The 20,706-nt window shown below is 31.0% G+C and carries 25 protein-coding genes; all 25 read right to left on the bottom strand.

Going from position 1 to position 20,706, the window contains the following annotated elements; all coding sequences use genetic code 11:
* Positions 1-215: 215 nt before the first annotated feature.
* The 25 genes from HKO22_RS03365 to HKO22_RS03245 all read right to left on the bottom strand — a co-directional run bounded on the left by HKO22_RS03365 (position 216) and on the right by HKO22_RS03245 (position 20,697).
* Positions 216-2,330, bottom strand: coding sequence for a bifunctional 4-hydroxy-3-methylbut-2-enyl diphosphate reductase/30S ribosomal protein S1 (locus HKO22_RS03365; protein WP_169968543.1), 2,115 nt, complete (start codon positions 2,328-2,330; stop codon positions 216-218).
* Positions 2,315-2,905: a lysophospholipid acyltransferase family protein gene (locus HKO22_RS03360; RefSeq protein ID WP_169968541.1), complete on the bottom strand. Its 591-nt coding sequence runs from the start codon at positions 2,903-2,905 to the stop codon at positions 2,315-2,317. The genes HKO22_RS03365 and HKO22_RS03360 overlap by 16 nt, the downstream gene beginning before the upstream one ends.
* Before the next feature lie 3 nt (positions 2,906-2,908).
* Positions 2,909-3,529 (bottom strand): (d)CMP kinase, encoded by a 621-nt coding sequence (cmk, locus tag HKO22_RS03355; RefSeq protein ID WP_075660291.1) that lies wholly within the window; start codon positions 3,527-3,529, stop codon positions 2,909-2,911.
* Between the two features lie 78 nt (positions 3,530-3,607).
* A complete protein-coding gene (locus HKO22_RS03350; protein ID WP_169968539.1) occupies positions 3,608-4,798 on the bottom strand; it encodes a BaiN/RdsA family NAD(P)/FAD-dependent oxidoreductase in 1,191 nt (396 codons plus the stop codon).
* The gene (locus HKO22_RS03345; RefSeq protein ID WP_075660289.1) at positions 4,795-5,349 is read right to left on the bottom strand and encodes a tRNA (mnm(5)s(2)U34)-methyltransferase; all 555 of its coding nucleotides are present in this window, start codon (positions 5,347-5,349) and stop codon (positions 4,795-4,797) included. Before HKO22_RS03345 ends, HKO22_RS03350 begins: the two co-directional genes overlap by 4 nt.
* Positions 5,346-6,053, bottom strand: coding sequence for a pseudouridine synthase (locus HKO22_RS03340; protein ID WP_075660288.1), 708 nt, complete (start codon positions 6,051-6,053; stop codon positions 5,346-5,348). The genes HKO22_RS03345 and HKO22_RS03340 overlap by 4 nt, the downstream gene beginning before the upstream one ends.
* Positions 6,050-6,577, bottom strand: a complete 528-nt coding sequence (gene scpB, locus HKO22_RS03335; protein WP_075660287.1) for an SMC-Scp complex subunit ScpB — start codon at positions 6,575-6,577, stop codon at positions 6,050-6,052. The genes HKO22_RS03340 and scpB overlap by 4 nt, the downstream gene beginning before the upstream one ends.
* Positions 6,558-7,292 carry a segregation and condensation protein A gene (locus HKO22_RS03330; RefSeq protein ID WP_169968537.1) on the bottom strand — a complete coding sequence of 245 codons (735 nt, stop codon included), beginning with the start codon at positions 7,290-7,292 and terminating at the stop codon, positions 6,558-6,560. Before HKO22_RS03330 ends, scpB begins: the two co-directional genes overlap by 20 nt.
* A complete protein-coding gene (locus HKO22_RS03325) occupies positions 7,271-7,903 on the bottom strand; it encodes a site-2 protease family protein (protein WP_075660285.1) in 633 nt (210 codons plus the stop codon). Before HKO22_RS03325 ends, HKO22_RS03330 begins: the two co-directional genes overlap by 22 nt.
* A gap of 1 nt (position 7,904) precedes the next feature.
* The gene (locus HKO22_RS03320) at positions 7,905-9,206 is read right to left on the bottom strand and encodes a thymidine phosphorylase (RefSeq protein ID WP_075660284.1); all 1,302 of its coding nucleotides are present in this window, start codon (positions 9,204-9,206) and stop codon (positions 7,905-7,907) included.
* Positions 9,206-10,006: a purine-nucleoside phosphorylase gene (locus tag HKO22_RS03315; protein WP_075660283.1), complete on the bottom strand. Its 801-nt coding sequence runs from the start codon at positions 10,004-10,006 to the stop codon at positions 9,206-9,208. Before HKO22_RS03315 ends, HKO22_RS03320 begins: the two co-directional genes overlap by 1 nt.
* A complete protein-coding gene (locus HKO22_RS03310) occupies positions 9,999-10,550 on the bottom strand; it encodes an NUDIX hydrolase (protein WP_169968535.1) in 552 nt (183 codons plus the stop codon). Before HKO22_RS03310 ends, HKO22_RS03315 begins: the two co-directional genes overlap by 8 nt.
* Positions 10,551-12,212, bottom strand: a complete 1,662-nt coding sequence (gene recN / locus HKO22_RS03305; RefSeq protein ID WP_169968534.1) for a DNA repair protein RecN — start codon at positions 12,210-12,212, stop codon at positions 10,551-10,553.
* A 7-nt stretch (positions 12,213-12,219) separates the two neighbouring features.
* On the bottom strand, positions 12,220-13,020 hold the full coding sequence (locus HKO22_RS03300) for a TlyA family RNA methyltransferase (RefSeq protein WP_169968532.1): 801 nt from the start codon (positions 13,018-13,020) through the stop codon (positions 12,220-12,222).
* The gene (locus HKO22_RS03295; protein ID WP_169968530.1) at positions 13,020-13,877 is read right to left on the bottom strand and encodes a polyprenyl synthetase family protein; all 858 of its coding nucleotides are present in this window, start codon (positions 13,875-13,877) and stop codon (positions 13,020-13,022) included. The genes HKO22_RS03300 and HKO22_RS03295 overlap by 1 nt, the downstream gene beginning before the upstream one ends.
* Positions 13,861-14,085, bottom strand: a complete 225-nt coding sequence (gene xseB, locus HKO22_RS03290; RefSeq protein ID WP_075660278.1) for an exodeoxyribonuclease VII small subunit — start codon at positions 14,083-14,085, stop codon at positions 13,861-13,863. The genes HKO22_RS03295 and xseB overlap by 17 nt, the downstream gene beginning before the upstream one ends.
* Positions 14,086-15,537: an exodeoxyribonuclease VII large subunit gene (gene xseA / locus HKO22_RS03285; RefSeq protein WP_169968528.1), complete on the bottom strand. Its 1,452-nt coding sequence runs from the start codon at positions 15,535-15,537 to the stop codon at positions 14,086-14,088. It lies immediately after the preceding gene.
* A 1-nt stretch (position 15,538) separates the two neighbouring features.
* Positions 15,539-15,937 (bottom strand): transcription antitermination factor NusB, encoded by a 399-nt coding sequence (nusB, locus tag HKO22_RS03280; protein ID WP_075660276.1) that lies wholly within the window; start codon positions 15,935-15,937, stop codon positions 15,539-15,541.
* Positions 15,934-16,320, bottom strand: a complete 387-nt coding sequence (locus HKO22_RS03275; protein WP_075660275.1) for an Asp23/Gls24 family envelope stress response protein — start codon at positions 16,318-16,320, stop codon at positions 15,934-15,936. Before HKO22_RS03275 ends, nusB begins: the two co-directional genes overlap by 4 nt.
* Positions 16,321-16,474: 154 nt before the next feature.
* Positions 16,475-17,206, bottom strand: coding sequence for a tRNA pseudouridine(38-40) synthase TruA (gene truA / locus HKO22_RS03270; RefSeq protein ID WP_169968526.1), 732 nt, complete (start codon positions 17,204-17,206; stop codon positions 16,475-16,477).
* Entirely contained in the window at positions 17,203-18,000 is a 798-nt protein-coding gene (locus HKO22_RS03265; RefSeq protein ID WP_075660273.1) for an energy-coupling factor transporter transmembrane component T family protein, read from the bottom strand. The genes truA and HKO22_RS03265 overlap by 4 nt, the downstream gene beginning before the upstream one ends.
* A complete protein-coding gene (locus HKO22_RS03260) occupies positions 17,993-18,859 on the bottom strand; it encodes an energy-coupling factor transporter ATPase (RefSeq protein ID WP_169968524.1) in 867 nt (288 codons plus the stop codon). The genes HKO22_RS03265 and HKO22_RS03260 overlap by 8 nt, the downstream gene beginning before the upstream one ends.
* On the bottom strand, positions 18,847-19,674 hold the full coding sequence (locus tag HKO22_RS03255; RefSeq protein WP_075660271.1) for an energy-coupling factor transporter ATPase: 828 nt from the start codon (positions 19,672-19,674) through the stop codon (positions 18,847-18,849). The genes HKO22_RS03260 and HKO22_RS03255 overlap by 13 nt, the downstream gene beginning before the upstream one ends.
* Positions 19,675-19,727: 53 nt before the next feature.
* Complete coding sequence (locus HKO22_RS03250; protein ID WP_083635583.1) at positions 19,728-20,342, bottom strand: DNA-3-methyladenine glycosylase; 615 nt, start codon at positions 20,340-20,342, stop codon at positions 19,728-19,730.
* The gene (locus tag HKO22_RS03245) at positions 20,317-20,697 is read right to left on the bottom strand and encodes a YkvA family protein (RefSeq protein WP_169968522.1); all 381 of its coding nucleotides are present in this window, start codon (positions 20,695-20,697) and stop codon (positions 20,317-20,319) included. The genes HKO22_RS03250 and HKO22_RS03245 overlap by 26 nt, the downstream gene beginning before the upstream one ends.
* Positions 20,698-20,706 lie beyond the last annotated feature (9 nt).

Below are 20,706 nucleotides of genomic sequence, written 5' to 3'. Positions count from 1 at the left end.
ATCAAAAATTACATCTTTAAAACCCAACAAATTCATGTTATTATTATTTTGCACTTATATGCACCTCCTAACAAAGTTTGTTGTTATTTTAAGTTTAGGACTAAATGCGTATAAGTGCAATTTTTTTTACGTAAAAATATCTGTTAGAGATTTACTCCCCAACAGATATTATAGAGCCATAAAAAAGAGAGACTAATTCTCTCTTTATAAATATTTTATTCTTCTGTTGATTTTTCAGTTTCTTCTTTTTCTGAAGCTGAAATTTCTTTTCCGTCTTCGAGAATTTCAGAATCTAAATCTGCGTCAGCAAAGTTAAGTCCAAGCATTTCTCCAATAGTCATGTTGAAGTCATCTTGTTTTGGTTCTTCAATTTTCTTTTCTCTTTTTGGAGCTACTTTTCTTTCTCTTCTTGGTTTTCTTTCTCTTGGTTTAGATTCTTCGTCTTCTTCTTTTACCTCAGGTTCAATTAGAGCCTTGATAGAAAGAGAAATTTTTTGATTTTCTTCATCAATGTCAGTTACTTTAACTGTAACTTCTTCGCCAATAGAAAGTTTATCTTGTGGTTTTTCAACATGTTCTCTTGCAATTTGTGATACATGGAGAAGTCCATCAACGCCTTGTTCAAGTCTTACAAAAGCACCAAAATCGAGAAGATTTACAACTTTGCCCTTTACTACATCGCCAACTTTAACTTCGTTTTTGAACACATCCCATGGTTTTTCCATAGTTTGTTTTAGTCCAAGTGCGATTCTATTTTTTTCTTTATCAACGTTTAGAACTTGTACTTTAACTACATCTCCAGGTGATACAACATCTGATGGGTGTTTTACTCTATTCCATGAAAGTTCAGAAATATGGATAAGTCCGTCAACACCTCCAACATCTACGAAAGCACCAAAGTTAGTTAATCTTTGTACAGTTCCTTCTATAATGTCTCCTTCTTTAAGCTTGTCGTATACTTCATCGCGAACTTTGTCTAATTCTTCTTGAAGTACATTCTTCCTTGAAGCTACAATTCTTTTCTTTCTCTTGTCAAAATCGATAATTTCAGTTTCAAATTCTTCTCCAACGAATTTGCTTAAATCTTTTTGGAATCTAACAGAAACATGAGATGCTGGTATAAATACATTTAATCCTCTGAAATCTGCAGTAAGTCCGCCTTTTACTTGGTTTTTTATAGTTACTGTAATCTTTTCTTTGTTATTATAAAGTTCTTCAACTTCATCCCAAATTTTCATATCAGCAACTCTTTTTGTTGAAAGAACAACATTGCCATCTCCATCGTCCATCTTTAAAACATATACATCAATTTCTTGACCTTGTTTATAAAGATCTGCTGGATTAACATCTGGTCCTCCTGCAAGTTCATCTTTTGAAATGATACCATCTGATCTGTATCCAAGATTTACCATTACTTCTGAATCAGTTATATATAAAACCTCTCCAGTTACTACTTCGCCCTTTCTAATCCTTTTAAAAGAATTATCAATGGCTTCCATCATCTCACCTTTGTCAAAATTTTCCATCCTACAAACAGCCTCCTTGATTACCGATTCCGGTGTGGATGCTCCGGCGGTAATACCAATTTTATTAAATTTTTTAAATATATTTAAATCAATATCATTAATCGATTGAATTAAAAATACATTTTTACAATTTAATTTTGCAATTTCTGCAAGTTTTTTAGTGTTAGAACTTTTTTTGCCACCAATTACAATTACGGCGTCAACTTTTTTTGATAAATTTCTAATACTTTCTTGTCTCTTGAAAGTTGCATTACATATAGTATTATAAACTAAAACTTCATCTTTTGAAATATCTTTTATAATATTTATTGCTTTTTCAAAAAAATCTACATTATTTGTTGTTTGAGAGACAATAAGGGTTTTCCCTTTTGGAATTTTTATATCTTCCAAATTGGAAATAATAGTTGCAGAGTCATTGCATCTGGAATTAATCCCTATTACCTCAGGGTGTTTATTATTCCCGATAATTACTATATTATAACCTTTTTTATAGAAATTATCTACTATATTATAAACTTTTTCTACCTTTGGGCATACGCAATTTATTATTTCATTATTTTTTTCTTCTAATTTATCTAAAATTTTCTTGTGAACTCCGTGACTTCGTATAATTACCTTTGAATTTTCAATATTTGTGTCGTCAATTGTAAGTACGCCCTTTTCTTCTAATTCCTTTACCACAAACTCATTGTGGACTAAGTCTCCGTAAGAATAGACTCCTTTTGCTGCGTTGTCAAAGGCCATTTTTACAGCTCTTTTAACGCCGCCACAAAATCCCCTTACATCTGCTAAAATAATTTCCATTTTATTTCTTCACCATAGACCATTCTCATAATATCCTGAGAAATATTTTCTAATTCTTCATTTGAATATTTTATTTCTTTATTAATTTTTACTGGTTTTCTAAAATAAACCTTTATTTTTCTAAAAGCTTTATATTCTCCTTCTATAAAAACTGGAAGAATCTCTGAGTCAGTTTTCTGTGCAATAAGTGCAATGCCTGATTTTATTGTTGTGTAGTCAATTTCACTTACTCTAGTTCCCTCTGGAAAAATTCCAAGAACTTTTTCATCTTTTAAAATTGTGAGGGAAGTTTTTATTGCCTTTAAATCATTTTTTTCTCTATCTACTGAGAAAGCTCCAAGTTTCGTTAAAAATCCACCAACTAATTTATTTTTAAAGAGTTCCCTTTTTGCCATCCAAAAAATTTGTCTTGGAAAAATTGCAGAAATTGTAACTGGATCTAAGTTACTCTTGTGATTTCCACAAATTATAAGTCTTTTTTCTTCCTCTGGAATATTTTCCATACCAAAAACTTCAACTCTAAAAATTAATTTTACAAAAAAACCAATAAAAACTTGTATAAATTTGTAAAACATAGATCACCTTTTTACATAAGATATAATTTTTTCTATAGTTTCTTCAGCATTTAAGTTTGTGCTGTCGATTAATATTGCATCATCTGTCTTTACAAGAGGAGAATTTTCTCTGTGAGAATCGTTGTAATCTCTTACTTTCAAATCTTCTAAAATTTCTTCAAAAGTAACTTTATCATCGTCAATTTGTTTATACCTTCTCATTGCACGAGTTTCTACATTTGCAGTTAAGAAAAATTTATATTCAGCATCCTTTAAAACCACTGAACCAATATCTCTTCCTTCCATAACTACATCGGTGTCCTTAGCAATTTCTCTTTGCATTTTTACTAAATAATCTCTAATAATTTTTTTCTTAGATAACTCAGAAGTTTTATTAGAAATTTCATTTTCTCTTATCCTTTTTGATACATCTTTTCCATCTAAAAATATTTTATCGCCATCAAAATTTATTTTTGTTTCCTTTAATACTTTTTCATAATCTTTCTCATTTTCTTTTAAAAGTTTGAGAGTTATGGCACGATACATTGCACCCGTATCAACATATAAAATATCAAGTCTCTTTGCAATTTCCTTTGCAATGGAACTTTTGCCAGAGCCTGCTGGCCCATCTATTGCAATTTTCATTTTTACCTCCAAAAAAATCACTACAATATATAGTAGTGATTAGTATAATTATATTTTATTTTAAGAAATAAGTAAAGATTACAAATTAATCCCACAATTATAACCAGTTGAGTTTGCAATTTGAATGTTAAATCCACCAGTCAATGCATCTACATCAAGTACTTCACCAATAAAATAAAGTCCCTTTACAATTTTTGACTCCATTGTTTTTGGATCAATGTCAACTACATCCACGCCACCACTAGTAATTATTGCTCTATTAATATCCTCTAAACTTTCAAATTTTAATTTGAAATTCTTTATAGTTTTAACTAATTTTTCCCTTTCTTCCTTCGTTATTTGATTTGATTTTTTCTCCTTCTCGATTTCTGCGTTTTCAAGAACATAGGAAATTAAATCTCTAGGCAATAATAATCTCATTACATTTTCTATATTTTTATTTTTATTTTCGCAAAAGTCTCGCAAAATTCTATTGTCTAGTTTTTCATTATTTAGAGCTGGTTTTAAATCTAAATATATTTCAAAGTCTTTTAATCTATTTATTTTACTTGAAGTCGTCAGGACAATTGGACCACTAATTCCTCTGTGAGTGAAAAGAAGCTCTCCAAATTCCCTTGAAATTATTTTTTTATCTTTAATTACTTTCAACTCGACATTTTTTAAAGTTAGTCCTGCTAAATTAAATCCATTGTATAAATTTATCCCAATAAGGCCTGGCACAGGCTCCACTACTTTGTGATTAAATTTTTTTGCAAATTTATATCCATCTCCCGTTGAACCTGTTAGTTTGTAGGATAGCCCACCTGTTGCAATAACAATTTTATCATATTTTTCTCTATCATTTAAAATAAAAAAATCTTTATCTTTTTTTATACTTTTAATTTCAGAATTTAGTTTTATTTTTACGTCCCTTTCCCTTAATTTTTTTTCATAAATTTTTATTACATCAGAAGATTTATCACTTGCAGGAAAAACTCTATTTCCACGTTCAACTTTCAGCGGTAGTCCAAGTTCTTCAAAATAATAATAAGTTGTAAAGGGCGAAAGTGAATAAATTGATGAATACATAAAATTTTTATTCCTTACAATATTTTTTAAAAACTCTCTCTCATCACAATAATTTGTTAGATTACACCTTCCCTTGCCCGTAATAAATAATTTTTTACCTAATTTTTCATTTTTTTCGTAGAGAAATACCTCATGATTTTCTGCCGCCTTTATGGCACACATCATTCCAGCAGGTCCTCCGCCAATAATTGCTATTTTCATGACTTTGCCTTCTTCTCGATTAAATATACAATTGGTGGATTGTGTTTTTGATTGTAAAATTCTCTTTTTTCTACTTTAAATTCTCTTTGGTCAATATTTTTTATAAAATCGTCAACTCCTTCTCTTTCTTCAAAAGAATTCTCGTGTCCTAAGTATGAAACCACAATTATTATTCCTCCACAATTTATTTTTTTCTTGGCTTTTTTTAATGAAATAATAGTCGAATCTTTTAAAGTTGTAATTTTTTTATCAGAGCCTGGAAGAAATCCAAGATTATAAATTACTAAATCAAATTTTTCTATTTTATCAATATTTTCGTGACTCTCCAAAAATAATTTATAATTTTTAAAATCCTTTAAAATTTTTTCAGCCGATGAAATTGCATCTTCTTGTACATCAAAACCATAAACGAAGCCCTTTTCTCCCACTGCCTTTAAAAGTTTTAAAGTGTCATTGCCCCTTCCAACAGTAGCATCAACTGCAATTTTACCTAAAAAATTATGAGATAGCACTTCATCCACTATCTCAAAATATTTTTCCTTTACAATCATTTTAATCCCTTTAAATATTTTATTTCATTTTCATTTAAATATCTATAATTTCCAACTTCAAGGTCTAGCAATTCAATTTTTCCCATGGAAATTCTCTTTAGCTTCTTTACACTATGGCCAATGTAGTCGAACATCCTCTTGACTTGATGATTTTGTCCCTCAAAAATTTCTATTTCTAAAATAGAATCTTGTTTAAAATTTTTTAAAATTCTGACATTAGCTGGCGAAGTTTTCAAATCCCTTATGTCAAGACCTTCACGCAGTAGAGAAAGTTCATGAGCGTTGGGCGTTCCCTCAACTGTAACAATATATTTTTTGCCAATTTTATATCTTGGGTGCATTAAAATATTTGCAAGCTCGCCGTCATTTGTCAGCAGTACTAAACCCGTTGTATCTATATCAAGTCTTCCTACGGGATAAACTCTGTAATCGTCAGGTACAAGGTCTGTTACAGTTTGCCTATCTTTCTCATCATTTGCACTTGTTACAACTCCAATTGGTTTGTTTAAAATCATATAAACTTTTTTATCTTCAAGAGTTAACCTCTTCCCCCTTAAATAAACTCTATCAACATTGGGATCGATTTTTGTGCCAAGTTCTGTTACAATTTTGTCGTTTACTTTTACAAGTCCTTCTTGAATATATTCTTCGCACTTTCTTCTAGATGCAGCTCCGCAATGAGCCATATATTTTTGTAATCTCAATTAGATTCCTCCTCTAATTCCTTTAGGTCAGGCAGTTCTTCCAAATTTCTCATGCCAAACTTTTGTAAAAATTTATCAGTTGTGCTGTACAAATTTGGATGTCCAATTCTATCAAGTTTGCCAGAAACTTCTATTAAATCAAAATCAAGAAGACCTTTGATCGTGCTATCACAATTTACTCCTCTCAATTCTTCCACTTCAACCTTTGTAACTGGCTGCTTATAGGCAATTATTGAAAGAGTTTCAAGGGCAGGCTTTGAAAGATTTTTCTCATTTTTTTCTTTAATTAAGTTTTTTAAATAGGGCTCGTTTTCTTGTTTAGTTCCAATTTGAAATTTTCCATCAATTTCTCTAAGCCTAAGTCCCGATGTTTCATTCTTATAATTTTCTTTCATCTCCATAAGAATTTCCCTTACATAGTCCTTTTTCAGCTCAAGAGTGCTTGCAATGTCCTCTAAACTTATGGGATCTCCCCAAATAAATAGTATTGATTCAATTATTGATTTAAGCCTGTTCTTGTCCATTGTATTTTCTCTCTTCAATTAAAATATCGCCAAAATTGTCGCTTTGATTTGCGATGATATATTCGTTTTTAATAAGTTCAAGCATTCCTAAAAAATAAGTTATGACATCAACTTTATAAACTATGTCTTCTAAAAGTTCGCTAAATTTTATTTTTTTATTTTCCTTTAATGTTTGTTTTATCTTTCTAGAAGCATCTTCAACTTTAAAATACTCCCTCTCAATTCCAATGACTTCCTTGTCCTTATATCTTTTTAATATATTGTAAAAAGCAAGGGATAGTTTTTCCACATTGGATTCCTTTAAAAAATCTATTTCACTCATTGAAAATATTTCTGTTTTTAACTTGTAAAAGGATTTTGACTCGTATTCTTCTTGAGTTTTTAAAATTTCAGAAGCCTCCTTATACTTTTTATACTCCAAAAGGCTTTCTACTAGATCAAGTCTAGGGTCCTCTTCTACTTCTTCTTCATTATCTGTACTTTCTTTTTTGGGAAGGAGCATTTTTGATTTTATCTCCAAAAGGGTTGACGCCATTAAAATAAAATCTGAAGTAAGGTTTAGGTTTAACTTCTTCATATTTTCAATATATTTTAAAAATTCTTCTGTGATTGTGAAAATTGGTATGTCGTAAATATCTATTTCCTTTTCTTTTATTAAATCTAAAAGAAGATCCATTGGACCTTCATAAGTTTTTAAAACAATATTGTATTCCATAGATTAATTCCCAGATAAATAATTCCCTTTAAAATACTTTCGATGATCGGCGCAATAAATTTGTCCACTACTCCTGAAAAAATCATTATAACTAGCACAAAATAAAAGTATTTTTCATTTTTATAAAATTTATATTCCAAATCTTCTGGTAAAAGTGTGGCCAATACCTTTGATCCGTCAAGAGGTGGCAATGGCACTAAATTAAATACGCCAAGCATAATATTGTACCAAAAAATTGATGTGAAAAGAGGAACTAAAAAAGAAGATCTATAGTTTAAATAAACTAAAATAATCCCAGAAATAAATCCAAGAATAAAATTAGTGAAAACTCCTGCAAGTGAAACTAAAAGAGATGCAACTTTCCTATTTCCCTTAAATCTATAGGGGTTAATTGGCACAGCCTTTGCCCATCCAAATCTAAAAACAAGCATAGAAATTAAACCAATAGGGTCTATATGGTGAAGTGGATTTAAGCTAAGTCTTCCATCGTCCTTTGCAGTTGTATCTCCACACAGATATGCAACATATCCATGTGCTATTTCGTGTGGAATTATGGCAATCATAAGTGCAATAATATTTATTAAAATTGATGCTATATCAAAATTTCTCATCTCAATCAATCTCTTCTATTATTAATTTATAATCTTCTCTTTTGTCAGAAAAAGCGTAGGCACCTTTAATCTTTTCTATTGCTCCTACTACTTCGCTTTCCCTTTCTGTATAGATTGTAGCTATTTTTTCGCCCTTTTCTACATAGTCGCCAACTTTTTTATGAAGGTAAATTCCTGCACTCAAATCGAGTACATCTCCCTTTTTATGCCTTCCCGCTCCAAGGTCTCTTGACACAATTCCAATTTCAATTGCTTCAATTGATTTTACATATCCCGATTCATCGCTATAAATGTCCTTTATTATTGATGACTTTTTAAATTTATCTACATCGTCAATGTATGTTGGATCTCCACCTTGAAGTTCAACCATTTCCTTGAATTTTTCTATTGCAGATCCATCCTTGATTTTTCCTTCAAGAATTTTTATTGCTTCGTCCTCAGTTTTTACAATTCCTTCTATTATCATTAGCTTTGAACCAATTTTTAGAGAAATTTCTTTTAAATGTTTTGATCCACGGCCCTTTAAGACATTTATAGCTTCTATTACCTCTAGGCTATTTCCAATTGCATCGCCGAGAGGTTCGTTCATACTAGTGATAATTGCCTTTGTATTTCTACCAAATTTTTTCCCAAGGCTCACCATTAGTTTTGACAACTCAACTGCCGATGGCACATCTTTCATAAAAGCGCCGTTTCCAACTTTTACATCAAGGACTAAGGCATCTGTTCCTAATGCAATTTTTTTTGAAAGGATTGATGATGCAATTAAACTTACATTATCAACTGTTGCCGTCGCATCTCTTAATGCATATAAAAGTTTATCAGCAGGTACAATATTTTCTGTTTGACCAATTACTGCAATATTTGATTTTTTTAAAATTTCAACAAAGTTTTTTCCACTAATATTTATATTAAATCCAGGGATGGATTCAAGCTTATCAAGAGTTCCACCAGTATGGCCTAGACCTCTGCCACTCATTTTTGCAAAAACAAGACCAACTGAAGCAATTAATGGCCCAAGCACAAGGGTAACAGTATCTCCCACGCCACCTGTGGAATGTTTGTCTACTTTTAATCCAGGCACCTCAGATAGATCAACTCTATCTCCTGAATCTATCATTGCCTTTGTTAAATAATAGGTTTCATCTAAATTTAGTTTGTTAAAATAAACTGCCATCAAAAAAGCGGAAACTTGATAATCTGGGATTTCACCTTTGACATAATTTTCTATAAAATAATTTATTTCATATTCAGTTAAAATTTTATTTTCTTTTTTCTTTTGAATAATGTCTAAAAAATTCATCAAATCTCCTCAATTATTTCTTTTAAAAGCTCTTTAAATTTGCCTGCAACTTCTTTTCCAACTTCTACAACTTCTGCATGGTCAAGTGGTGTATCTAAAATTCCCGTACTCATATTTGTAATTGTTGAAATTCCTAAAATTTTAAGTCCTCTATGCCTTGCAATAATTGCTTCAGGAACAGTACTCATTCCAACAGCATCCGCTCCAAGTGTCCTTGCCATTTTTACTTCAGCAGCTGTCTCATAAGTTGGCCCTGTAAAATACATATAAACGCCTTTTCTTATATTAATGCCAAGTTTCTTTGCAGAATTTTCAGCTATATTGACAAGTTCCGGAGTGTATAAATCAGTCATGTCAGGAAATCTCGGTCCAATAGCATCGTCATTAGGTCCAATTAATGGATTTTTGCCCATTAAATTTATGTGATCTGTAATAATCATAAGGTCTGCTGGTTTAAAATCCATATTAACTCCACCCGCAGCATTAGTGAGGATCAATGTCTTAATCCCTAAATCTGCAAGAACCTTTATTGGATATACTACATCGGAAATTTCGTAGCCTTCGTAAAAATGAATCCTTCCCTTCATTACGCAGACATTTTTTGATTTTATTTTTCCAAAAATTAATTTTCCGTCATGCCCTTTAACTGTAGAAACTGGAAAACCTGGAATATCCTTATAAGGTATTTCAATTTTATTCTCGATTGAATCTGCAAAATCTCCAAGACCTGAACCTAGTACAATTCCAATTTCAGGCTCTAGGCTTATTCTTTCTTTTATATATTTAATAGAATTATCCATTTTTCCTCCTAAAATTATTGTAATACAAAATTCCTGCAACAGTTTTTGAATCTATTATCTCGCCTAAGTTTATTAATTTTAAGGCTTCTTTAAATTTTACTTTTTCTACTGTCAAATGTTCAAACTCGTCGAGATCTTGATCTCCTGCAATAAGTCCTTCTGCGTAAAAAATAAATAATTTTTCATTTGTAAATCCTGGAGATGAATAAATTTCAAGCAAATAATCAGATTTTTTTGCATCATAACCAGTTTCTTCTTTTAACTCTCGAAGAGCTGCCTTTTGTGGTTCTTCTCCAAAATCCACCATTCCTGCTGGAAGTTCGTAAATTTCTTTATCAATGGCCTTTCGATATTGTCTTATTAAAATAATTTCGTCATCCTCAGTAATTGCAACTATGCCAACAGCAGGTTGTCTCTCCACAATTTCTCTTTTAGTATACTTTTGACCTTCCATCTCAACTGTATCCACTCTAAGTTGTAAGACCTTACCGTCAAAAATCTTCGTGGATTTCATAGTTCTCTCTTCATTGTTTGAATTTGCCATTTAATCACCAATCATTTCCTTTGCAGTTTCTATTGCAACTTCACTTATATTCATACCACCAATTAATCTTGCAACTTCTTGTACTCTTTCCTCATAATCTAATTTATCAATTGTTGAAATTGTACTGTTGTTTACCACATCTTTTTTAATTGCAAAATGTGTATCTGCTAGTGCAACAATTTGTGGCAAGTGAGAAATTACTATGACCTGTCTTTTTTTTGCAACTTCCTTTATTTTATTGCCAACAATTTGTGCAGTCTTTCCACTTATTCCCGTATCAATTTCGTCAAAAACAAGAGTAGGAATGTTATCTTTTTCAGCGATGATGCTCTTAAAGCCAAGCATAATTCTGCTCATTTCACCGCCAGATGCAACCTTTGCTAGAGGCATTAAATCTTGACCCAAGTTTGGTGCAATTAAAAATTCTATTTTGTCAATTCCATCACTTGACAAGTCTTTTTCTTTCAAATCAATTTTGAATTTTGCATCTTTTATATTTAATTTATTAATTTCTTCTTCCACTTTTTTCTCTAAAACTTTGGCAGTCTTCTTTCTATTGTCGCTAATTTTTTTTGCAACTTTTAAAGCTTCACCTTCAAGGTTTTTTATTTTGCTTAAAAGTTTTTGCAAATTGTCTTCAAAGTTCTGCAAAAAAACAAGTCTTTCATTTATTTCTTCATAAAAAGAATTAATCTTTTTAACATTATTCCCATACTTTAATTTTAAATTATTTACTAAATCAATTCTTTCTCTTAAGTACTGGAGTTTTTCCTCGTCCACTTCTCTAGAATTAATATATCTGTCGAGCTCCTTTGCGATATCAGACAACCTATATCTAATGTCTTCAAGTTCTTCTTCAGTTGCCTTTAAATCCTTGTTGAATTTTGTAACATCGACTATATTTACAATTATTTTATCTAAAATATCTTCAGCAGATACATTTTCATAACCGTCATTAATAAGTGCCTTTGCTTCTGATAGTTTTATTAAAGTGTCAGTCATATTGTTTAAAACATTGAAGTCGTCGTAGAGTTCTTGGTCGTCATAATCTGTTAAAGCCGCATCTTCAATTTCTTTGATTTGATACTCTAATAGATCCATTTCTCTATCCTTGTTTTTTTCTAAACTTGACTTTTCTTGATATTCACTTCTCAAATCATTTATTTCTTGAACAATTTGCCTTATCTTTAAAAGCAAATCTCTTTGCTCTTTGCCAGAAAAATCGTCAATTAATCTTAACTGATTTTTATTGTCCATAAGTGAAATAGACTCATGTTGTGCAAAAATATCAATTAAATGAGTTGAAATTTTTGATAAAATTTGAGAAGTTACCGTCCTATTATTCACTCTAGTAATAGAAGGACCCTTATCTCTAATTTCCTTTGAAATTACAATTAAATCCCCTGAATCAATTCCATATTCAGATAAAAGTTTTTTTGTCTCGTCATCATAAGAAGAAAAAACAGCTTCTATAAAAGCTCTGTCTTTTCCCTTTTTTATAATATCCTTATTCGCTCTTTGACCAAGGACAAGTCCCAGAGAATCTATGATAATTGATTTACCTGAACCAGTTTCTCCAGTTAATACGTTTAAACCAGTTTCAAACTCAATTTTCATATTTTCAATTATTGCAAAATTTTCGATATTTAACTCTAAAAGCATTTTTCACCTAATCATTTAAATTTTTATAAGCATTATTTACAATTTCACTTGCATCAAAATTTTCATTATTTTTATCAGAATTTGATAGATATATTAAAAATTCAATATTGCCGCTTGTACCCTTTATTGGAGAATTTGTCAAAGCTAAAATATTTAAGTTCAATTTTTTTGCAAGTTCAATTATTTTTTCAATAACTTCGATATGTACCCTTTTATCCTTTACAATTCCGCCCTTGCCAACCTTTCCCTTTCCTGCTTCAAATTGTGGCTTTATTAATGCGACAATTTCGCCCTTTTCTCCGCAAATTTCCTTTGCAATGGGTAACACAAGTTCAAGGGAAATAAAGGAAACGTCTATGGAAATAAAATCTACTTCTTCAGAAATTAATTCTGTGTCAAAATATCTAATATTAGTTCGTTCAAGAGATACAACTCTATCGTCCATTCTAAGTTTATAATCAAGTTGATTGTAACCAACGTCAATGGCATAAACTTTTTTTGCACCATGCTTTAACATACAATGTGTAAAACCACCAGTTGATGCACCAATATCAACACACACAGAATTTTTTAGGTCTATTTCATAATCGTCAATCATCTTCTCTAGCTTATAACCTCCTCTTGAGACGAAGGTATCTTCTAAGCCCTTAATATATATTTTTACATCATCTTTTAATTGTGTTCCTGGCTTTTCCACTCTTTCAGTGCCAATAAAAACCTTGCCTTCCATTATTAATCTCTTGGCTTTTTCTCGTGAATCGATTAAACCCTTTTCAACTAATAATACATCTGCACGCGTTTTTGCCATTATCTGCTCCTGTTTATTAACTTCGCAACAAAACTTTTTAGCAAGTTGTCTTTAAGTTCAAGGTCTTCTAAGGCATCATAAGAAATCTTCGTTAATTCAATAATTTCACTCTTTAGTTCCTCTTTACTCTTGAAGTAAAGCATATTTATTTCACCACTATCTGGATCCTTGTCTTCATCAAGAAGGTCATCTTCAAATTGATATGCAATACCAATGGATTCGCCAAACTTAGAAAGCTTTGTGATATTATCTGCTTCTACACCTGCGATTATGCCTCCAACTACAATAGAAGCCCTTATAAGAGCAGCTGTCTTTAGCTTGTACATATTTTCACAAATTTCTTCTGTATAATCTGAAACATTAAAATCTATATCAATAGTTTGTCCGCCAATCATTCCATTTACGCCAGTTGCATTGTAAATATATTTCATTGCCCTTATTGCAAGTTTTAGATCTTTGCTATCTTCAATATTTTCAATATGTCTTAAAAGAGTTTCCATGGACATATTTAAAAGTCCATCTCCCGCTAAAATTGCAATTCCTTCAGTGTAAACTTTGTGATTCGTTGGCTTTTCTCTTCTAAAATCATCATTATCCATTGCTGGAAGATCGTCATGAATTAGAGAATAAGTATGTATCATTTCAATTGCAGCAGCAAAAGGAAGAATTTTATCTAAACTATCATCTGAAAATTCGCAAAAAGTCAAAAGAGTTAACATCGGTCTAATTCTCTTTCCGCCAGAAAATAGTGAATATTTCATGGAATCAATGACTTTATGTTGTGAGCTTTCGTCGTATTCAAGCAAAGAACTCAAATAATTATTAAATTTTTCAAGTAAACTATCTATATCTGTCATCTTTATTGTCCTCAATATATTTAGAATTTTCTTCTGCAATAGTTTTAATCTTTCCTTCGTAGGCCTTTAATGTATTGTTCAAATACTTATATAGTTCAATGCCTTCTTCGTATTTTTTTATGGAATCTTCGAGACTAATGTCCTCAGACTCAAGTTCCTTTATAATTTTTTCAAGTTCCCTAAAAGAACTTTCATAATCCCTTTGCATTTAATCCCTCATTTTCACTTTTTGAACCTTTGATTTCACACTACCGTCCTTAAATTTTAGAGAAATAATTTCTCCAATCTTAACATTTTTAGCAGAATTTAGCTCTAAACCATCTTCTGTCAAAATCTCAACTTTATTAATCTTCTCATAGACTGAATTTAGTCTTATATTCAAAAAATTTAGCCTTTCTTTTTCTTTTTTTAATCTCTCTTCTAAATCGTAATCTAAAATAAATTTTCCATAATCATTAAATTTGTCAATTTTATCCTTTATTTGTGATTTAAAATAATAATTTAAAAGTTTTTTGTTAAAGTTTAAATTTTCTCTATCTTTACCGAGCTTAGAATTTAATTTTACAGAAATATTTTTAAGTTTATAAGAGTAATTTTCTATTTTCTTTGACTTGTTGAGCTTGAAGTTTTGCAAATAAAATCTTTTATTTTGAAGACCGTAGTAATAATTTTGTAAAATCTTTTTTATAGAATTGTTTAGTAAAGTTTCTCTATACAAAAGATTTCGAGTCATGAAATTTATCTTGTGAACTTGATTTTCTAGAGAAATATTTTTGTATAAATTAATAAGTTTTATATGACTGTAACTAATTCTTCTCTCCATTAAATTATTTAAATCAGATAGTTTTTTAGATAGTTGCGATAAAATTTCATCTTCACTAATTGTCGCAAGTTCAGCTGCATTCGTAGGCGTAGCTGCCCTAAGATCCGATACAAAATCACATATAGTGTAGTCAATTTCGTGTCCTACCGCAGAAATAACTGGAATTTTTGACGCAAAAATTTCTCTCGCAAGACTTTCGTCATTAAAAGCAAATAAGTCTTCAAAACTTCCTCCACCACGAGCAATTATTATAGTGTCTACTTTATTAACTTCATTAAAATATTTTACACCACGAATTAAATTACAACTAGCTACATCACCTTGAACAAGACTTGGAAAAACATAAATATCACAGGTTTTATTCCTTTTTCTAAAAAGATTTACAACATCTTTTATAGCTGCACCACTTGTAGAAGTAATTATCCCAATAGAAGACGGATACTTCTTGATTTTTTTCTTGTGAGAAGCATCAAAAAGTCCCTCATCCTTTAATTTTTCCTTTAGTTTCAAATATTTTTGATAGAGATTTCCCTCTCCATCTAACTCGATTTCAGTTGCATACAAAAAAATCCTGCCACTTCTCTCGTAATAAGTAACAGTCCCCTTTGCCATTACCTTAACACCGTCGAAGAATTCAATGTTTACATCATCTTGACTTGTCATTGCATCAATTCGTGCAAACTTATCTTTTAAAGAAAAGTAAATATTCCCATTGTTATGAATGTTTAAATTAGTAACCTCGCCAGTAATTGTAATATCTCTTAGAATATAATCCATTGAAATCAGCTTTTTGATGTAATTATTCAGTTCGCTTACATTAAAAGCAACTTTTGCCAAATTAAAAACTCCTGTAAATAGTTCCCAAAATTCCATTAATAAATTTAGGTGAATCGTCAGAACTATATAGCCTTGCAATTTCAACAGCTTCATTAATAGAAACCTCTGGTGGAATGTCCTCTTTATATAAAAATTCATAAACAGCAATCCTTAAAATTTGCCTATCCACCTTTGCAAGCCTAGCCATAGTCCAACCCTTTAAATTCTTTTCAATTGTTTCATCAACAATATCAAGTTTTTCTAAAATATCTGGTATAACTCTATTGATGTAGTCAGATTCATCACCTAAGAAGTGATTGTTTTCCATAAATAAATTTAAATTTTCTAGAGAAAAATCATTATTTATATCCATGGAAAACAATGCCTGCATTGCACCTATTCTCGCTTTTTTTCTGCTCATTTTACATTCGTCTTTTCAGAATTTTTAACAGCGATGCCTGATATATGAACATTTACCTCAACAACATCAAAGTCAGTCATGTTTTCAATGGCTTCCTTAACTTGCGCTTGCACCCTTTCAGAAACCTCAACAATTTTTATTCCGTACTCAATAGTAATATATACATCTACAATAGTTTCTCTTTCACCAATATTAACCTTGACTCCTCTATTGAAGTTTTTTGTATTTAAAATGTCCGTAACTTGAGACTTAAAATTAGATCCAACTTTTACAACACCATCAACACTTTCAGCTGCAACAGACGCAACTGTAGCAATGACATCTTCAGAAATTTTAACTTTGCCTTCAGCCTCATTACCATTAACAAGATATTTATTATCCACTATTACACCTCCAAATTAACTAAAATAATTATACCAAATACTTTTTATATTATCAATTTATTGCACTTTCCCACAATTTTTTAAATTTGTAAAATTTTCCCCTTTATAAAATAAAAGATGGTTCAAAAAATTTTTACAATAAAAAGCCTGTGGGCTAATATTTTACATCTACTAAATATAGTCCACAGGCTGGTGCTGTTGGTCCAGCTGCCTTTCTTTTTTTCATTTTCAAGGCTTCCTTCATATATTCAATTTCTCTTTGACCTCTTCCAATTTCAAGAGCTGTACCAGTAACTATGCGTATCATATTTTTTAGAAAGCTCTTAGCGACAAAATCTAAATACAAAAAATCTCCCTCTTCAATTACGTCAATTTTATCAATAGTCCTTATCGAGTCCTTGACCACTGCACCCTTTCCCATAAAAGAATTGAAATCATGTTCTCCTATAAGATAAGATAGAGCCTTTCTCATTCTATCTGGATCAACTTTATAGGGGTACTCATAGGCTTTATTTAAAAGTAGAGCATTTCTGTATCTAGATAAATGTACAACATAGCGATATTTTTTTAACCTCGCATCGTATCTTGCATGAAAATCTTCAGGGACATATTTTGCATCAACAACAGAAACATCTTCTGGTAAATTAAAATTTATAACCTTTGGAAGATTTCCAATGTCAATTGTCGTGTCTGAATAAAAATTTGCATACTGTCCAAGAGCATGAACTCCTCTGTCAGTTCTTCCTGCATAAAAAATTTTTACTTCTTTATTTAAAGTTTTTGCAAGACCCTTATTTAGTTCTCCCTCCACAGTTCTCTCATCTGGTTGCAATTGAAAACCGTGAAAATTTGTGCCGTCATAAGTTATTTTTATTAAAATATTCATAATTTAGAAACCAAAATTATTACTGCATAAAAAATTATATTGCCGACAAAAATAATTACGTCTTTCTTGACAATTTTTGATGCGTTCATTTTCGTCCTGCCATTTCCACCTTTGTAACATCTTGCTTCCATTGCTGTGGCAAGCTCTTCCGCTCTTCTAAAGGAATTTATAAAAAGAGGAACAAGTAATGGAACTAAATTTTTTGCACGCTTTACAATATTTCCCGATTCAAAATCTGCACCTCTCGCCATTTGTGCCTTCATAATCTTGTCAGTTTCTTCAATTAGTGTCGGTATAAATCTAAGGGCAATTGTCATCATCATTGCTATTTCGTGACTTGGCACTCCAATTCTTCTAAAGGGTCTTAATAGCGACTCGATCCCATCTGTCAATTCAATTGGAGAGGTAGTATAAGTAAGCAAACTTGTACCAAGAACTAATAAAACAAGTCTTATGCCCATAAATACCGCAAGGTCAATCCCCGCTTGGGAAATTTTTAAAAATCCTAAAGTGTACTTTGCTTCACCTGGTGTGAAAAATAAATTTATTATAAATGTTACAAGAATAATCCATCTCAATGGCTTAAGCCCACGAAAAACTAATCCCATTGGTAATTTTGCCACATAAATAATTAATAATAAATAAATTACCACAGGTATATACATATAAATTGAACCAATAAAAAATAATGAGGCGATGAATAACATCATTGTAAGAATTTTTAATTTTGGATCAAATTTGTGAACCAGTGTTTCCCCAGGAAAGTATTGTCCAATTGTAATATCTTTAAACATGAGAAACACCTCTCAAATATTTTATTAGCGACTCTTTAGCTTCTTCAACTGTTATTGAGTCCTCATTAATGTCCAGTCCCCTTTTTTTCAACGCCCTCATAAGAGATGTAATTTGTGGAATTCCGAGTCCAACGGAAATAAGTTTGTCTTCATTTCTAAAAATTTCTCTTGGATTGGAATCTAAAAATACTTTTCCCTTATCCATTACAATAATTCTTTCGGCAATTTTTGCCACATCTTCCATAGAGTGAGAAACTAGAATAACTGTAATTTTTCTTTTTTCGTGAATACTTTTTATTTCTCCTAAAATTTCATCACGACCTCTTGGATCAAGTCCTGCAGTTGGTTCGTCAAGTATTAAAACCTTTGGTTCCATGGCAAGTACACCAGCTATTGCGACTCTTCTCTTGAGCCCTCCAGAAAGTTCAAAGGGCGATTTATCTTTATAAGTTTCATATTGAAGACCCACAGAATCCATGGAGGACTTAACTCTTTTTAGAACTTCATCTTCATCTAAATCTAAATTTTTTGGACCAAAGGCAATATCTCTCTCTATGGTTTCTTCAAAAAGTTGATACTCTGGATATTGAAACACTAAACCTATTTTTTTTCTAAGTTCAGTTAAATTAGAGCTAGACTTGTCAACCTTAGTTCCGTCTACAATTATTTCTCCACTGCTTGGCTTCAAAAGACCATTTAAATGTTGAATAAAAGTTGACTTTCCAGATCCAGTATGACCAATTAACCCAATGAACTCATTCTCCTCGATATTTAAATTTAAATTATCTATTGCTATCTTCTCAAAGGGAAGACCCTCACTATAAATATGTGTTAAGTTTTTAATTTCTATAAGTGACATATTTCCTTCACCATTTCTTCGATATTTAAAACCTCTGTTGAAATTTCAATACCTTCTTTTTTTAATTCATATGCAAGTTCCGTTACTTGTGGAACATCCAGACCCAATTTTTTTATTTCCTCGACATGTGAAAAAACTTCTCTAGGATTTCCTCTCAGCACAATATTCCCATCTTCCATTACTATAACTCTATCGCTAATTGCAGCTTCTTCCATATAGTGAGTTATTAAGATGATAGTTTTGTTTTCTTCCTTATTTAATTTAACAAGTGTATCGACTACTTCTCGCCTTCCACTTGGATCAAGCATGGCAGTTGGCTCGTCAAGTATTATATATTTTGGACTCATGGCAAGAATCCCTGCTATGGCAACTCTTTGTTTTTGCCCACCTGATAAAAGATGAGGTGCATTTTTTTTGTAATCACTCATGCCGACATCAAGTAGAGCCTTGTCCACCCTTTTTCTAATTTCTACTGGATCAACTCCAAGATTTTCAGGACCAAAAGCAACTTCATCTTCAACAATTGTCGCAACTAATTGATTGTCAGGATTTTGAAAAACCATGCCCGCATTTCTTCTAATATTCCAAATTTCTTCCTCATTTTTAGTGTTCATCCCATCTACAATTACATCACCTTCGCCTGGAATTAAAAGTCCATTTATAAGCTTGGCAAGAGTTGACTTGCCTGAACCATTATGCCCAAGCAGTGCCACAAACTCGCCCTCATTTATTTCTAAATTAATATTTTTTAAAATTTGCTTTGCATTTTCGTCTTCATAATCGTATTTAAAAGACAGATTTTTTATGCTAATCATTACATCACCTTTACATTAACCCATTATACTTTATAAGTTAACAAAAATCCACATTATTTAACTGAAATATGCTGACTGTTCCCTATGTAAAATCTAAGGGGAAGATCCGCATCCTCTTCCGCATAATCTATCCCAATTCTTTTTGAAGTAATTATATTTTTTACTTTTTCACCATCTTCTATATAAAGATAATCAGGAGATAGAATTTTCCCATTTAAACTTCTATCAATATTAAGAGCTAAAGAAAGTTTTCCCGGTCCATTGCTTATATTTTTTCTTTGATAATTTGAAAGTTCTTTATAACTTTTTCCAAATCTATTAATGGCAAATCCGTCAAAATTTCCTAGAGGTTCAACTGCACGAATTAGCACTGCTTCTGGTTCTCCTTCACTCTTTGTCACAATGTTTAAAAGATTGTACATCCCATAAATTAAATATACATAAATGTGGCCTCCATCCTTATATAGGATTTTATTTCTCTCAGTAATTTTCCCACCATAGCTATGACAAGCTTTGTCATTAAGACCTAAATAAGCTTCAGTCTCCACAATTTTTGCATAGAAAAAATTACCAGAAATATTTCTGATAATTTTCTTTCCTAATAAATTTTTTGCAACTTCAACTGTATCTCTTCTGAAAAAGTCAGTTTCTAGTATTTTTCCATGCATCATATTTTTCTAATTCCTTATCAAGCTTCTTTAGGATAAAAGTTAGAACGCTTAAATCATCAAAAAATCCAAAGAATAAAATAAAATCTGGAATAATATCTGCAGGATTTAATAAATATAAAAAACCTGCCACAATTAAAATAATATCTTTCTTCTTTACATCTTTATAGCTTCCATTAGAATAGTCAATTGCTAGACCAAGGGCAAGTTTAAGCTCTCTTGAAATTTTTTTAAATAAGTCCAATTTATTTGTCTTTGATAGGGACTCCCCAACAACTTTATTTAATCTATCTTTATTCTTTAATATTTGGTTGGCATAAGGCATTAACCTTCTTAAAGTTCTATAATAATTCAACTTTTCTTC

This window comes from Peptoniphilus faecalis, from assembly GCF_012976305.1.
GTDB classification, from domain to species: domain Bacteria; phylum Bacillota; class Clostridia; order Tissierellales; family Peptoniphilaceae; genus Peptoniphilus_A; species Peptoniphilus_A faecalis.
Note: the sequence above shows the minus strand (reverse complement) of the source record. Positions and strands in the feature narration are given on the sequence as shown.